This window comes from Rhodococcoides kroppenstedtii (genome assembly GCF_900111805.1).
Taxonomy (GTDB): Bacteria; Actinomycetota; Actinomycetes; order Mycobacteriales; family Mycobacteriaceae; genus Rhodococcoides; species Rhodococcoides kroppenstedtii.
The window spans coordinates 1-13,383 of record NZ_FOJN01000007.1; the positions used below are offsets into that span (position 1 = coordinate 1).

Genomic DNA, 13,383 nt, shown 5'->3' on the forward strand with positions numbered 1-13,383 from the left:
ACCTCCTACGGATAGATGCCAGACACATCCACTCCGCCAGGAGGTCCTCCCCATTTCAAGACGGCACGCCGTCAACAACCTCTCAGGTCACTACAGCTAGGCGCGCGGCCCGCCGGGTCCGCTCACCCGATTCGGGTGAGCACTGCCTGCCGGTTTATGATGGGGCTGCACACGCGCGTGCGGACAGCCCCTGCGCCGTTGTGCGCACCCTCGTCGGGTGCGCCGCCCCGCCGTGCGCAGCAGCACACGCTGCCGACCGATACGACCAGAAGAACGCGAGGACACCCGCATGGGTTCAGTGATCAAGAAGCGCCGCAAGCGCATGTCGAAGAAGAAGCACCGCAAGCTGCTGCGCCGCACTCGCGTTCAGCGCAGGAAACTCGGCAAGTGATCTTCCCGCGGCGGTAGCCGCCGCGCCGACTCTGCCCGTGCACCTCGAGGTGCACGGGCAGAGTCGTTCGTCGGGTCCTCCGGGGCGCGGTCTGTGGCCGAGTCCACAGCGCGGATCGGCGACCCGTGACACGATGGTCCGGACGGGTAGGACGAGGATCACGAGCGAGTCGGGGTGAGATCGGTGAGCGATGACAGCCGTGCCTCGGCCGCGCCGCGCGTCGTTCTGGTGACCGGCGCCAGCCGCTTCCTCGGCGGCTACCTCACGGCGCGGCTGGCGCAGAATCCGTCGGTCGAACGCGTGATCGCCGTCGACGCCGTCGCCCCGACCAAGGACATGATCCGACGGATGGGCCGCGCCGAGTTCGTGCGCGCCGACATCAGGAACCCGCTCATCGGCAAGGTCATTCGCAGCAGCGAGGTCGACACCGTGGTGCACGCCTCGCTCATCTCCCGGCCGCCCGGCGGCGGTGGGCGCACCGTCATGAAGGACCTCAACGTCCTCGGCGCGATGCAGTTGTTCGCCGTCTGCCAGAAGTCACCGTCGGTGCGGCGGGTGGTGCTCCGCTCGTCGACCGCCGTGTACGGGTGCAGCGCCAAGGACCCCGCCCAGTTCACCGAGGAGATGGGGTCGAAATCGCGGCTGCGCGGTGGATTCGCGCGCGACGCGGTGGAGACCGAGGGGTACGCCCGTGGGCTCGGCCGTCGTCGTCCCGACGTGGACGTGACCATTCTGCGCAACGCGCCCATGATCGGTCCGCGGCTCAACGGCGCGGTCTCGCGGTACCTGACCTCGCCGCTCACGCCGTCGGTGCTGGGGCGGGATGCACGAATGCAACTGCTCCACGAGGAAGACGCTCTCGCGGCGCTGGAACGGGCCACCGTCGCCGGGCCGGCGGGCACGTTCAACGTGGCGGCCGACGGCATCGTCATGCTCTCGCAGGCCATCCGACGTGCCGGGCGCATCGAGGTGCCGGTCCCTCCGGCGCTGTTCCGCACGACGGGCAAGGCGGTGATGGGGTCGCTCATGCGCGGCTTCTCCGAGGAACAACTCGACTACTTCAACTTCGGCTGCGGGGTGGACACGACGCGCATGAAGACCGTGCTGGGATTCACCCCGAGGTGGACGACGATGCAGGCGTTCGACGACTTCGTCCGAGGGGTGGCTCTGACGCCCGTCGTGCGACGGGAGTGGATCGACGCCGCCGAGGCGCGCCTGCTCGCGCTGCTCGGTGTCGATGCCGCCCGGGCCGCCCGGCCCGCTCCGATGCGATCCGTGGCGGCGGGGCGGTGAGCGGGGTGGCGAAGGTGATTCCGCTTCGCGGGTCGGCAGCACGGTCGGGGCGTCCGGCACGGTCGGGGCGAACGGCGTCCGGCAGCACGCCCGAGGACGTCCGCGGCCGCCATCCGTCGGCCTACACCGACGCGCCCGTCGTCGGTCCGCGCCTCGACACACCCCCGGTGCCGGTCCTCGCCGAGCGGGTCCCGGACGACGCGGCCGAGCGCACGTCGTCGGCTCTCGACGCGCTGCGCCGCGCGGTCGCCGAGCGGGTGTCGGGCGGCGCCGATTTCCTGCGTACCCGGCTGTCCGGGGACTACGAGGTGGACGAGTTCGGCTACGACCCGCACTTCGCCGACAACGTGTGGCTGCCCGCGCTGCGGCCGTTGTTCGACAAGTGGTTCCGCGTCGAGGTCCGCGGGATCGAGAACGTCCCCGCGACGGGCGGCGCCCTGGTGGTCTCCAACCACGCGGGCGTCATCCCCATCGACGGTCTGATGGCGTCCGTCGCCATGCGCGACCACCACCCGCAGAAGCGTGCGCTTCGCATGCTCGCCGCCGATCTGGCCTTCGAGACGCCGCTGGTGGGCACGGTCGCGCGCCGTGCCGGACACACCCTGGCCTGCCAGCCCGACGCCGAGCGGTTGCTGCGCGGCGGCGAGGTGGTCGCGGTGTTCCCGGAGGGCTTCAAGGGGATCGGCAAGCCGTTCAGCGAGCGGTACAAGCTGCAGCGGTTCGGACGCGGCGGGTTCGTCTCGGCCGCGCTTCGGACCCAGACCCCGATCATCCCGTGCTCGATCGTCGGCTCGGAGGAGATCTATCCGAAGATCGGCGATCTGACCACGCTGGCGCGCGTGCTGGGTCTGCCGTACTTCCCGGTGACCCCGCTGTTCCCGCACTTCGGTCCGCTGGGTCTGATCCCGCTGCCGTCGAAGTGGTACATCGAGTTCGGCGAACCCATTCGCACGGACCAGTTCTCACCCGCCGCGGCGGACGATCCGATGGAGCTCTTCGAGGTCACCGACCACGTCCGCGAGACCATCCAGCAGACGCTCTACCGCCTGCTGACCCGTCGGCGCGGGGTGTTCCTGGGATGAGGCCGACGTCGGTCTCCGATCCCGTTCCGCCGCAGGACCTCTCCGGTCTGGTCGGCCACCGGATGATCTACACGTACGCCAACGGCTGGCAGTACGAGATGTACGTCAAGAACGCGACCACCATCGATTACCGGATCCACTCCGGTCACGTCGGGGGTCGCTGGGTGAAGGACCAGGACGTCGACCTGGTCGCCCTGGCACCCGGCGTCTTCAAGATCTCCTGGACCGAGCCCACCGGCACGAACGTCGTCGTCACCGTGGTGCCCGAGCAGCGAGTGCTGCACGGCACGATCTTCTTCCCGCACTGGATCGAGCTCGACGGGGACAAGACCGTCCTGTACCAGAACGACCACCTCGACGAGATGCGTCGTTACCGCGACGCCGGCCCCACCTACCCGATCTATGTGGTGCCGGAGTTCGCGCACGTCACGGTGTTCGAGCACGTCGGCGAGAACGACGAGACCGTGATCGACACCGCCCCGGGCGACCTGCCCGCCGGCTTCGCCGACCGGACGAACTAGCGCGACCGCACCATCCGGTCCACTATCTCGGCCGAGAGGGTCACCAACGGCAGACCGCCGCCCGGATGGGACGAGCCGCCCACGAGGAACAGCCCGTCCACGGGAGATCGGTTGGCGGGGCGCAGGAATGCGGCCAGCGCACCGTTCGACGACGTGCCGTAGATCGACCCGCCGGGCGTCATGGTGCGGCGCTCCAGATCGGCGGGTGAGAGGATCTGCCGCCACAGCACGCGGTCGCGGACGTCGACGCCGCGGGCGGCCATGATCGACAGGATGCGGTCGGCGTAGGTCTCCGCGAGACCGGGTGCGTCCCAGTCCACCAGCGCGCGCGAGCCGCGGCCGTGACGAGCCGCGTTCACCAGGACGAACCACGCCTCGGAGTCCTCGTTCGGACGCAGCGCCGGATCGTTCGGCGCGCTGACGTAGACGGTGGGGTCCGCGGCGGGATGCGCTGCGCGCGAACGGGTTCCGAAGACAGCGTCGAACTCGTCGTCGTAGTGCTCGGGAAACAGGATGCGGTGGTGCGGGGTGTCCGGATCGCGGCCACGCAGGGCGAGCAGCACCACGAAGCCGGACAGGCTGGGCGTGGTGGCCCCGATCCGCCGTCGGGTGAGAGCGGTGCGTCGGGACGGAGGCAGCAGGTCGCGGTACACCTGCTCGGCGTCCGCGTTCGCGATCACCACGTCGGCGTCGACGGTGCCGGCGGTGGTGTGGACCCCGCGGACCCGCCCTCCCTCGGTGGCGATGCCGGTGACCGTCACCGACGTCCGAATGTCCGTGCCGCACAGTCGGGCTCGGTCCGCCAACGCCTCCGCGATCCGGTGCAGCCCACCCGGCACGTGCCAGGACCCCCACCGCTGTTCGACGTGGGGCACGGTGGCCAGCGCGGCGGGCGCACGCCGCGGATCCGAGCCGGTGTACGTGGCGTATCGGTCCAGCATCATGCGCAGTCGCGGGTCCGTCAGGTACCGCGCGCCGAGGCCGCGCAGACTCGACCACGGCGCGATGGTGCGCACGTCCCCGACCCGGCGTCCGAGGGTGATCAGCTCGCGCGGGCCGATGGACGACTCGAGGAATGCGGCGTGGGTGGCGTCCCAAATCCGTTCGGCCCGTGCGGAGAACGCACTCCACTGCTCTCCCGCGCCCGCCCCCAGGGCGGCGTCGAGAGCGTCCGGGATCCGCTCCGCGTGGCCGGGCATGGTCAGCACCGTGCCGTCGGGGAACCGGTAGCGGCACGCGACGGGCAGTCGCTCGAGCGGCAGGTCGGCGGGGCCGCCGGTGTCGTCGAACACGGCCCGCAGGACGTGCGGCATGGTGACCAGCGACGGCCCGGTGTCGAAGACGAAGCCGTCCCGGCGGACGATTCCGAGCTTGCCGCCGAGGTCGGCCGACTGCTCGAGCACGGTGACGTCGTACCCGCCGTGGGACAGGCGGGCGGCGGCGGCGAGCCCGCCCACCCCGGCGCCGACGACGACGGCGCGCGTCACGGCAGCACGCGCGTCACGATTGCTTGCGACCCAGCACCGCCGCGACGCCGCCGCCGACGGCACCCAGCGCGAGCGCGGTCGGCACGCCGATCTTGGCGGCCTTGCGTCCGGTGCGGAAGTCCCGAACCTCCCAGCCGCGGTTCTTCGCCAGCTCGCGCAGGTCGGCGTCGGGATTGACGGCGACGGCCGTGCCGACCAGCGAGAGCATCGGGACGTCGTTGTACGAATCGGAGTACGCGGTGCACCGCCGCAGATCGAGGCCCTCCCGGACGGCGAGCGTGCGGACGGCGTGCGCCTTGCCGCGGCCGTGCAGGATGTCTCCGACCAGACGGCCGGTGAACACGCCGTTCTCGCTCTCGGCGACGGTGCCGAGGGCACCGGTGAACCCGAGCCTGGACGCGATGATCGACGCGAGTTCCACCGGAGTCGCCGTCACGAGCCACACCTGCTGACCCGCGTCGAGGTGCATCTGGGCCAGCGCCCGCGTACCGGCCCAGATGCGGTCGGCGATGATCTCGTCGTAGATCTCCTCGCCGAGTCGCACGATCTCCGCGGTCGAGCGGCCCTCGACGAAGGACAGCGCCTTGGCACGGCCGGTGTCGACGTCGCCGAGGTTCTCCTTGCCGCTGACGCGGAACTTCACCTGCTGCCAGGCGAACTGGGTGATGTCCTTGGTGGTGATGTACTTGCGCGCCGCGAGGCCGCGGGCGAAGTGGATGATCGACGCGCCCTGCACCATCGTGTTGTCGACGTCGAAGAACGCCGCCGCGGTCAGGTCGCGGGGGACGGGGCTCGGACGGTCGTCGTCGCCGTCGGCGGCATCCCGGGCCGCGGCGGCGTCCTTCGCCTCGGCCTGCAGCGCGATGGCGGCGTCCGCGCTCGCCTCTCCGGCGAGGGTGGCGCGGATCTGCGCGGCCGTCGGACCGAAGGGATTGCGGATGCGGCGGGCCATCCGATCGCGCGCGCCGGCCGGGTCGACCCGGCGACGATCGCGGGAGTCGTCGAGAATCTCGGGCTCGTCCTGATCGGCCATGCGCACCTCCCCCTGGTCTCGTCCGTCGCGGTAGCGACTCGTCGACGCGGTCGCGGCCGCGCGACTCGTCGACACCGTCGCGGCAGCGACTCACGCCGTCGCCGCCGCACGACGCGACCAGCCTAGTCGCGGCGTACCCCGTCACGAGAGAATGGGCCCATGACGGTCGGTCGACACACGGTGACATTGCTGACACGCGCGGGCTGCGGCGCGTGCGACGGGGCGATGGCGGTTCTGCGTCCGCTCTGTGCGGAACTGGACGTCGCGTTGGACTCCGTCGACGTCGACGAGGCAGCGGATCGGGACCCTGACCTGCGGGCGGAGTACGGAGACCGGCTTCCGGTGGTGCTGCTCGACGGCCGCGAGCACAGCTACTGGGACGTCGACGTGGCCCGGTTGCGCCGCGATCTGGGGGCCGACGCCGCGGGCTGACCCGTCCCGAACGGCGCCATCCGGTCGCGGAAGCGTGTCGGAGGGGGCGGCACCCTAGCACACGCGTCGGCGACTTTGTTCATACGTTCACAAGCGGTTACCGTGGACATCGAGTCAAGGGGTCGGTGACCTCCCGGCGCGAGCGGTGACCACGGGGATCGCTCGTGCCCACCGGCCTGCGCGAACACCGTGCGAGGAGTCATCGACGTGACCGCTGACCGCCGGAACCCCGGCGACGAGACCGCGCGGACCACCGCGAGCGGTGTCCGCCGTCAGCAGCACGACACGTCCGCTGCTCCCGCGGCTCCGTCGATCCCCAAGGCTGAATCGCCCCCAGCGACTCCGTCGATCCCCAAGGCTGAATCGCCCCCAGCGACTCCGTCGATCCCCAAGGCTACGGTCACCCGTCTGGCCGACTATCTCCGGGTCCTCGCTGCGGTCGCCGAGCGCCGGGTCCTGGTGGTGTCGAGCGAGGATCTCGCCGTCGCGTCGGGCGTCGGATCCGCGACGCTGCGCAAGGACCTCTCCTTCCTCGGACCCATGGGTGTGCGTGGTGTCGGCTACGACGTCGCACGCCTGCGGGCCCGCATCGAACTGGCGCTGGGTCTCGACCGCGGGCACCGGGTGGTGCTGGTCGGGCTCGGAAATCTCGGGTCCGCCCTGATCGGGTACGAGGGCTTCGCCCGTCGCGGCTTCACCCTGGTCGGACTGTTCGACGTCGCCCCCGACGTGGTGGGCACCACCGTGTCGGTCGGAACCGCGATGGACGGGTACCGCGATCTGACGGTGCGGCACGCCCGCGACCTCGTGTCCGCGGCCGCCGAGCTCGGTGCGACCGTCGGCGTCGTCGCCACCCCCGACGTGGCCGCCCAGTCCGCCGTCGACGCGCTCGTCGACGCCGGCATCGACTGCATTCTCTCGTTCGCGTCGATCGATCCGGTCACGCCGCCGCACGTCGATCTGCGGCGCGTCGACCTCGCCGTCGAGTTGCAGATCCTCTCGTTCGCCAACGCCCACAAGGCCCAGCGCCCTCGACCGGTCCGATCGACCTGCCGGGACGCCGCGACCGTCACAGCCACTCCAGTCGATCCCGGCCGTGTTCCGGTCGGGGCGCACAGCAGAACGGATCGGTGATTCCTCCGTGAGTGTTCTTCTCCTCGGGATCTCGCATCGCAGCGCTCCCGTGTCGGTGCTCGAACGTGTCGCCGTCGGCGACACCGACCGCCCGAAGCTCACCGATCGGATCATGGCGTCCTCGCACGTCTCCGAGGTCATGATCGTCTCGACCTGCAACCGCGTGGAGGTCTACGCGGTGGTCGACGCCTTCCACGGCGCCCTGACCGATCTCGGCGCCCTCCTGTCGGAGCACTCCGGCATGGACCTCGCGGAGCTCACCAAGCACGCCTACGTGCGGTACAGCGAGGCCGCGGCCGAGCACCTCTTCGCCGTCGCCGGTGGTCTGGACTCGATGGTGGTCGGCGAGCAGCAGATCCTCGGTCAGATCCGGGCCGCCTACGCGGCGTCGGACGCACAGCAGGCGTCGGGCCGCACCCTGCACGAACTGGCCCAGCAGGCACTGCGCGTGGGCAAGAAGGTCCACTCGGAGACCGGCATCGACAAGGCCGGCGCCTCGGTGGTCTCCGTCGCGCTCGAGCGGGCCGCCGACGTCCTCGGATCGCTCGCCGGTCGCCGCGCCGTGGTGCTCGGCGCGGGCGCGATGGGCGGTCTGTCCGTCGCGCACCTGGTCCGCGGCGGCATCGGGGCCGTGACCGTGGTCAACCGCACCGCCTCGCGCGGAGCACGGCTCGCGGAGACGGCCGCCGAGGCGGGTGTCGAGGCCGCCGCCGTCACGCTGGACGACCTGGCCGACGCCGTCGCCGACGCCGACGTCCTCGTCACCTGTACCGGCGCGGTGGGTGCCGTGGTCACCATCGCCGACGTACACCGCGCTCTCGCGCGCCGCGACACCGCCGACCGGCCCCTGGTCGTCTGCGATCTCGGTCTGCCGCGGGACGTCGAGCCCGCCGTCGCCGGCCTGCCCGGGGTGACGGTGCTCGACATGGCCACGCTCCAGCACGATCCGGCCGCGGGCGCCGCGGCGTCCGACGAGCGGGCCGCCCGCGACATCGTCGCCCGCGAGCTCGCCGCCTACCTGTCGGGTCAGCGTCTCGCCGAGGTCACCCCCACCGTGACCGCCCTGCGCCAGCGCGCGGCCGAGGTGGTCGAGGCGGAGCTGATGCGTCTCGATTCCCGCCTCCCCGGCCTGGCCGACCCCCAGCGCGACGAGGTGGCGCGCACCGTGCGACGCGTCGTCGACAAACTGCTCCACGCACCCACGGTGCGGGTCAAGCAGCTCGCCACCACGCCCGGCGGGGACTCCTACGCCGAGGCGCTGCGCGAGCTGTTCGAACTCTCGCCGTCCACCGTCCAGGCCGTGGCGTCGCCGATGGAGGTCGCCGCCGTCGACACCGAGAACCCCGGTGCCGCACTGGCCGACGACTTCACCGTCTCTCGCGAGGTGACGGAATGACCGCCGCCCTGGACAAGCGCGTGATCCGCGTCGGCACGCGCGGCAGTCTGCTGGCGACCACCCAGGCCGAGACCGTGCGCGCGGCCATCACCGCGGCCGGAGTCGAGACCGAGCTGGTGATCGTGGCCACCGCGGGCGACAAGTCGGCCGCGCCGGTCCAGCAGATCGGTGTCGGCGTCTTCACCGCCGCGCTGCGAGAAGCGCTGGCGGACAACACGATCGACGTCGCCGTCCACTCGTACAAGGATCTGCCGACGGCGCAGGACCCGCGCTTCACCGTGGCCGCGATCCCGCAGCGCGAGGACCCGCGCGACGCCCTCGTCGCTCGGGACGGCCTCGTGCTGGGCGCACTGCCGCCGGGCGCCACCGTCGGTACGTCCGCGCCGCGTCGGATCGCGCAATTGCGTGCTCTCGGACTGGGTCTCGACGTCCGACCGCTGCGGGGCAATCTCGACACCCGCATCGGCAAGGTCACCTCCGGCGATCTCGACGCCGTCGTCGTCGCCCGCGCCGGACTCGCGCGCATCGATCGGCTGGACGTGGTCACCGAAGCACTCGAGCCCGTGCAGTTCCTGCCCGCCCCCGCCCAGGGGGCCCTGGCGGTCGAATGTCGCAGCGACGACACCGATCTCGCCGCCGTGCTGGCCGAGCTCGACGACGTCGCCGCGCGCGCCACCGTGACCGCGGAGCGGGCGCTGCTCGCCGAACTGGAGGCCGGCTGCACCGCGCCGGTGGGTGCGATCGCCGAGGTGGTCGACTCGCTCGACGACGACGGCCGGGTGATCGAGGAACTGTCCGTCCGCGGTTGCGCGGCAGCCGTCGACGGGTCGGACGTGGTGCGCGCGTCGGCCGTCGGGTCCGTGGCGGACGCCGAGAGCCTGGGCCGGTCCGTGGCCCGAGAGTTGTTGGATCTCGGGGCCCGTGACCTCGTCGAGGTCACCGAGCCCGCATCGTCGCCGACGGCGTCGAGCACCACCACCGGGAGTGGCGATGCCTGAGCCTCGCGCCCTGCGTCTCGCGGCCGGTCACGGACCGCGCCGCCGCGCCGGACGTGGGTCCTCCGGGACCCGCGACTCCCACGACACGATCGCCACCGCGCGGTTGATCCCGAAACGGGGTCCCGCCACCGAAATCCGGATCAGCTACCGCAACAACGCACTGGAGAACCAACGATGAGCCGAGTCCGCAAGAACACCCCGGGTCGGATCCTGTTCGTGGGATCCGGCCCCGGCGACCCGGCGCTGCTGACCGTGCGGGCCCGCGAGGCGCTCGCCGTCGCCGAGCTGGCGTTCACCGATCCCGACGTCGATCAGGGCGTCGTCGCCTCGGTGGGGTCGGCCGTGCGCCGTCCGGCCGACGAGAACGGGGACACCGGGGTGGACGTCCGCCCGGCTCTCGGCGAGCCGGCCGAGGTCGCGAAAACCCTGGTGGCCGAAGCGAAGAACGGCCACGACGTGGTGCGCCTGGTCTCCGGTGATCCGCTGACCACCGACTCGGTGATCGCGGAGGTCACCGCCGTGGCCCGGACGTCGGTGCAGTTCGAGGTCGTGCCCGGCCTGCCCGCCGGCTCCGCCGTCCCGAGCTACGCCGGGATGGCCCTGGGCTCCGAGCACACCGAGGCCGACGTGCGCGGCGACGTCAACTGGGCGTCGCTGGCCGCCGCGCCGGGCCCGCTGGTGCTGCACGCCACCGCCGGTCACCTGGCCGAGACCGCCAGCGCGCTGGTCGAACACGGCCTCGCGCCGCAGACCCCGGTGGCGATCACCGTGCGCGGCACCACGCGTCAGCAGCGCACCGTCGAGGCGACGCTGGCCACCCTGAACGACGCCGGGTCGGACCTGGTCGGATCGCTGGTGGTGACCGTCGGCAAGGTGGTCTCGCAGCGGAACAAGATGTCCTGGTGGGAGTCTCGCGCACTGTACGGCTGGACGGTGCTGGTCCCGCGGACCAAGGATCAGGCCGCGGAGATGAGCGATCGTCTGGTCACCCACGGCGCCATCCCGATCGAGGTGCCCACCATCGCCGTCGAGCCGCCGCGTAGTCCGGCGCAGATGGAGCGGTCGGTCAAGGGCCTGGTCGACGGTCGTTACCAGTGGGTGGTGTTCACCTCCACCAACGCGGTGCGTGCGGTGTGGGAGAAGTTCGCCGAGTTCGGTCTCGACGCCCGTGCGTTCTCGGGTGTGAAGATCGCCTGCGTCGGCGAGGCCACGGCGGACAAGGTGCGCTCGTTCGGCATCAACCCCGAGCTGGTGCCCTCCGGTGAGCAGAGCTCGCTGGGGCTGCTCGAGGACTTCCCGCCGTACGACGAGGTGTTCGATCCGGTCAACCGAGTGCTGTTGCCGCGTGCGGACATCGCCACGGAGACGCTGGCGGAGGGTCTGCGCGAGCGCGGATGGGAGATCGACGACGTCACCGCCTACCGCACCGTTCGTGCGGCACCGCCCGCCGCGGAGACGCGCGAGATGATCAAGACCGGCGGGTTCGACGCGGTGTGCTTCACCTCGAGCTCCACCGTGCGGAATCTCGTCGGCATCGCCGGCAAGCCGCACGCCCGCACGCTGGTCGCCTGCATCGGACCGAAGACCGCCGAGACGGCCGTCGAGTTCGGTCTGCGCGTCGACGTCCAGCCGGAGACGGCGCAGATCGGTCCGCTGGTCGAGGCGCTGGCCGAGCACGCGGCGCGGCTGCGTGCCGAGGGTGCGCTGCCTCCCCCGCGCAAGAAGTCGCGGCGGCGCTGACCCGATGTTTCCGGTGGATCGTCCCCGTCGCCTCCGCCGCACCCCCGCGGTGCGGCGGCTCGTGGCCGAGACCTCGCTCGAGCCACGGCATCTGGTGCTGCCGATGTTCGTAGCCGACGGCATCGACGCGCCGCGCGAGATCTCGTCGATGCCCGGTGTCCACCAGCACACGCTGGACTCGCTGGCCGCGGCCGGCGAGCGGGCGGTGCGGGCGGGCGTCGGCGGCCTGATGCTCTTCGGCGTGCCCAAGCCCGAGGACAAGGACGGCGAGGGCACGCAGGCCTCCGACCCCGACGGCATCCTCAACCGCGGACTGCGACGTCTGCGAGACGAATTCGGGGACGACACGGTCGTCATGGCGGACACCTGCCTCGACGAGTTCACCGACCACGGCCACTGCGGCGTTCTCGCCGCCGACGGCAGTGTCGACAACGACGCGACGTTGGTGCGGTACGTCGACATGGCGGTGGCGCAGGCCGAATCGGGCGCGCACATGCTGGGGCCGAGCGGAATGATGGACGGGCAGATCGGCGCGATCCGGCAGGGTCTGGACACCGCCGGGTTCGCCGACGTGAGCCAGCTGGCCTACACCGCGAAGTACGCGTCCGCGTTCTACGGACCGTTCCGCGAGGCCGTCGGCTCCACGCTCCGCGGGGATCGACGCACCTACCAGCAGGACGCCGCCAACCGCCGGGAGTCGCTCCGCGAGTTGGACCTCGACATCGCCGAGGGCGCCGACATGGTCATGGTCAAGCCCGCCATGAGCTACCTCGACGTGCTGCGCGAGGTCGCGGACGCGTCGCCGGTTCCCGTGGCGGCGTACCAGATCTCCGGTGAGTACGCGATGATCACCGCCGCCGCCGAGCGGGGCTGGATCGACCGCGAGGCCGCCATCGACGAGTCGATCCTGGGCATCCGCCGCGCGGGGGCCGACGTCGTCCTCACCTACTGGGCCACCGAGGTGGCGGAACGGTTGGCGCGATGACCGACGACCCCCGCTTCGGCCCGCCGAGCTGGCACCCGGAGAGCATGCCGCATCGGCATCCGGAGGGCGTGCCGCACCAGCATCCGGAGGGCGTGCCGCACCAGCATCCGGAGGGCGTGCCGCCCGGTGCGATGCCGCCCGTTCCCGGCGGGCCCGGTCGTCCGGCCGCCGAGGAGGCCGCGCCCGTCGACGTCGAGACCGCGCGGCACCTGTGGATCGCGGTGATCGGGCTCGGTGTCGCGTCGATGCTCGTCGGGTTGTGGTCCCTCTGGTCCGACCGTGCCGTCTTCGTCGACGCGCTCATGACCGACCTCACCGCGCAGGATCCGTCCCTCGCTCTGGCGCCGGAGACCGCGGACACCGTCCTCACCGTGGCCATGGGTTTCGCGCTGCTGTTCGCCGCGGCGATCACCGCGCTGGTCTGGCTGACGGTGCGGAAGATGCGGGCCGGCAAGCTGTGGGCGCGGGCGGTGCTGACCGGCATCGGGGTGGTGGTCGTGGTGACGACGCTGCCGTCCCTGTTCGGTCTCGGCGGGGTGTCCGGAACGGTCGCCGTCGTGACCACGATTCTCGGCATCCTGCAGGCCGTGGCGGCCGCGGGAGCGGTCTATCTCATGCACCGTCGCGAGTCGACGGAATTCTTCGTCCGCCGCCGCGGGTAGGCGACACGCCTGCGACGGGTGTGACACGAGTTACACCAGTGGCGTTACGCTGATGTCGGGTCGGGCCCGGTATCGGCGGAGGTAGCAATGGCGCAACTCGAGTACGGACGGGAACCCGGAGAACGGCGTCGGTGGGCCGCGGAGATCTTCGCGTTGCTCCTGCTGTCCTCCGCCGTGGTGGTGGTGATCCTCGTGGTGGCAAGTGGATTCTCGGCCGCCTGATTCCGGC

15 protein-coding genes are annotated in these 13,383 nt (G+C 71.5%); 13 read left to right on the forward strand and 2 right to left on the reverse strand.

Annotated features, from left to right (window positions below; all coding sequences use genetic code 11):
- Window positions 1-289 precede the first annotated feature (289 nt).
- The 4 genes from BMZ18_RS09625 (at window position 290) to BMZ18_RS09640 (ending at window position 3,287) form a co-directional block, all read left to right on the forward strand.
- Window positions 290-391 (forward strand): 30S ribosomal protein bS22, encoded by a 102-nt coding sequence (locus tag BMZ18_RS09625; protein ID WP_003402602.1) that lies wholly within the window; start codon window positions 290-292, stop codon window positions 389-391.
- A 183-nt stretch (window positions 392-574) separates the two neighbouring features.
- Window positions 575-1,684: an NAD-dependent epimerase/dehydratase family protein gene (locus BMZ18_RS09630; RefSeq protein WP_068365908.1), complete on the forward strand. Its 1,110-nt coding sequence runs from the start codon at window positions 575-577 to the stop codon at window positions 1,682-1,684.
- Entirely contained in the window at window positions 1,681-2,766 is a 1,086-nt protein-coding gene (locus BMZ18_RS09635) for a lysophospholipid acyltransferase family protein (protein ID WP_068099454.1), read from the forward strand. Before BMZ18_RS09630 ends, BMZ18_RS09635 begins: the two co-directional genes overlap by 4 nt.
- Window positions 2,763-3,287: a phenolic acid decarboxylase gene (locus tag BMZ18_RS09640; RefSeq protein ID WP_068099455.1), complete on the forward strand. Its 525-nt coding sequence runs from the start codon at window positions 2,763-2,765 to the stop codon at window positions 3,285-3,287. The genes BMZ18_RS09635 and BMZ18_RS09640 overlap by 4 nt, the downstream gene beginning before the upstream one ends.
- Here BMZ18_RS09640 and BMZ18_RS09645 read toward each other — a convergent pair.
- On the reverse strand, window positions 3,284-4,774 hold the full coding sequence (locus BMZ18_RS09645) for a phytoene desaturase family protein (RefSeq protein WP_068365913.1): 1,491 nt from the start codon (window positions 4,772-4,774) through the stop codon (window positions 3,284-3,286). The two genes, BMZ18_RS09640 and BMZ18_RS09645, sit on opposite strands and share 4 nt — an antisense overlap.
- Before the next feature lie 13 nt (window positions 4,775-4,787).
- A complete protein-coding gene (locus tag BMZ18_RS09650) occupies window positions 4,788-5,726 on the reverse strand; it encodes an HAD family hydrolase (RefSeq protein WP_235606547.1) in 939 nt (312 codons plus the stop codon).
- 240 nt (window positions 5,727-5,966) lie between these two features.
- On the opposite strand from BMZ18_RS09650, the gene BMZ18_RS09655 reads away from it, so the two are divergent.
- The 9 genes from BMZ18_RS09655 to BMZ18_RS20165 all read left to right on the forward strand — a co-directional run bounded on the left by BMZ18_RS09655 (window position 5,967) and on the right by BMZ18_RS20165 (window position 13,376).
- Window positions 5,967-6,239: a glutaredoxin family protein gene (locus BMZ18_RS09655; protein ID WP_068099456.1), complete on the forward strand. Its 273-nt coding sequence runs from the start codon at window positions 5,967-5,969 to the stop codon at window positions 6,237-6,239.
- A 207-nt stretch (window positions 6,240-6,446) separates the two neighbouring features.
- A complete protein-coding gene (locus tag BMZ18_RS09660) occupies window positions 6,447-7,373 on the forward strand; it encodes a redox-sensing transcriptional repressor Rex (protein ID WP_068365909.1) in 927 nt (308 codons plus the stop codon).
- Between the two features lie 7 nt (window positions 7,374-7,380).
- Entirely contained in the window at window positions 7,381-8,769 is a 1,389-nt protein-coding gene (locus BMZ18_RS09665) for a glutamyl-tRNA reductase (RefSeq protein WP_068104841.1), read from the forward strand.
- Window positions 8,766-9,767 carry a hydroxymethylbilane synthase gene (gene hemC / locus BMZ18_RS09670; protein ID WP_068365910.1) on the forward strand — a complete coding sequence of 334 codons (1,002 nt, stop codon included), beginning with the start codon at window positions 8,766-8,768 and terminating at the stop codon, window positions 9,765-9,767. The genes BMZ18_RS09665 and hemC overlap by 4 nt, the downstream gene beginning before the upstream one ends.
- Window positions 9,760-9,945 (forward strand): hypothetical protein, encoded by a 186-nt coding sequence (locus BMZ18_RS09675; RefSeq protein WP_139203901.1) that lies wholly within the window; start codon window positions 9,760-9,762, stop codon window positions 9,943-9,945. Before hemC ends, BMZ18_RS09675 begins: the two co-directional genes overlap by 8 nt.
- The gene (locus BMZ18_RS09680; protein WP_068099459.1) at window positions 9,942-11,507 is read left to right on the forward strand and encodes a bifunctional uroporphyrinogen-III C-methyltransferase/uroporphyrinogen-III synthase; all 1,566 of its coding nucleotides are present in this window, start codon (window positions 9,942-9,944) and stop codon (window positions 11,505-11,507) included. Before BMZ18_RS09675 ends, BMZ18_RS09680 begins: the two co-directional genes overlap by 4 nt.
- A 4-nt stretch (window positions 11,508-11,511) precedes the next feature.
- Window positions 11,512-12,492 (forward strand): porphobilinogen synthase, encoded by a 981-nt coding sequence (gene hemB, locus BMZ18_RS09685; protein WP_068099460.1) that lies wholly within the window; start codon window positions 11,512-11,514, stop codon window positions 12,490-12,492.
- On the forward strand, window positions 12,489-13,154 hold the full coding sequence (locus tag BMZ18_RS09690; RefSeq protein ID WP_083400195.1) for a hypothetical protein: 666 nt from the start codon (window positions 12,489-12,491) through the stop codon (window positions 13,152-13,154). Before hemB ends, BMZ18_RS09690 begins: the two co-directional genes overlap by 4 nt.
- A gap of 87 nt (window positions 13,155-13,241) precedes the next feature.
- Window positions 13,242-13,376 (forward strand): hypothetical protein, encoded by a 135-nt coding sequence (locus BMZ18_RS20165; protein WP_256365921.1) that lies wholly within the window; start codon window positions 13,242-13,244, stop codon window positions 13,374-13,376.
- Window positions 13,377-13,383 lie beyond the last annotated feature (7 nt).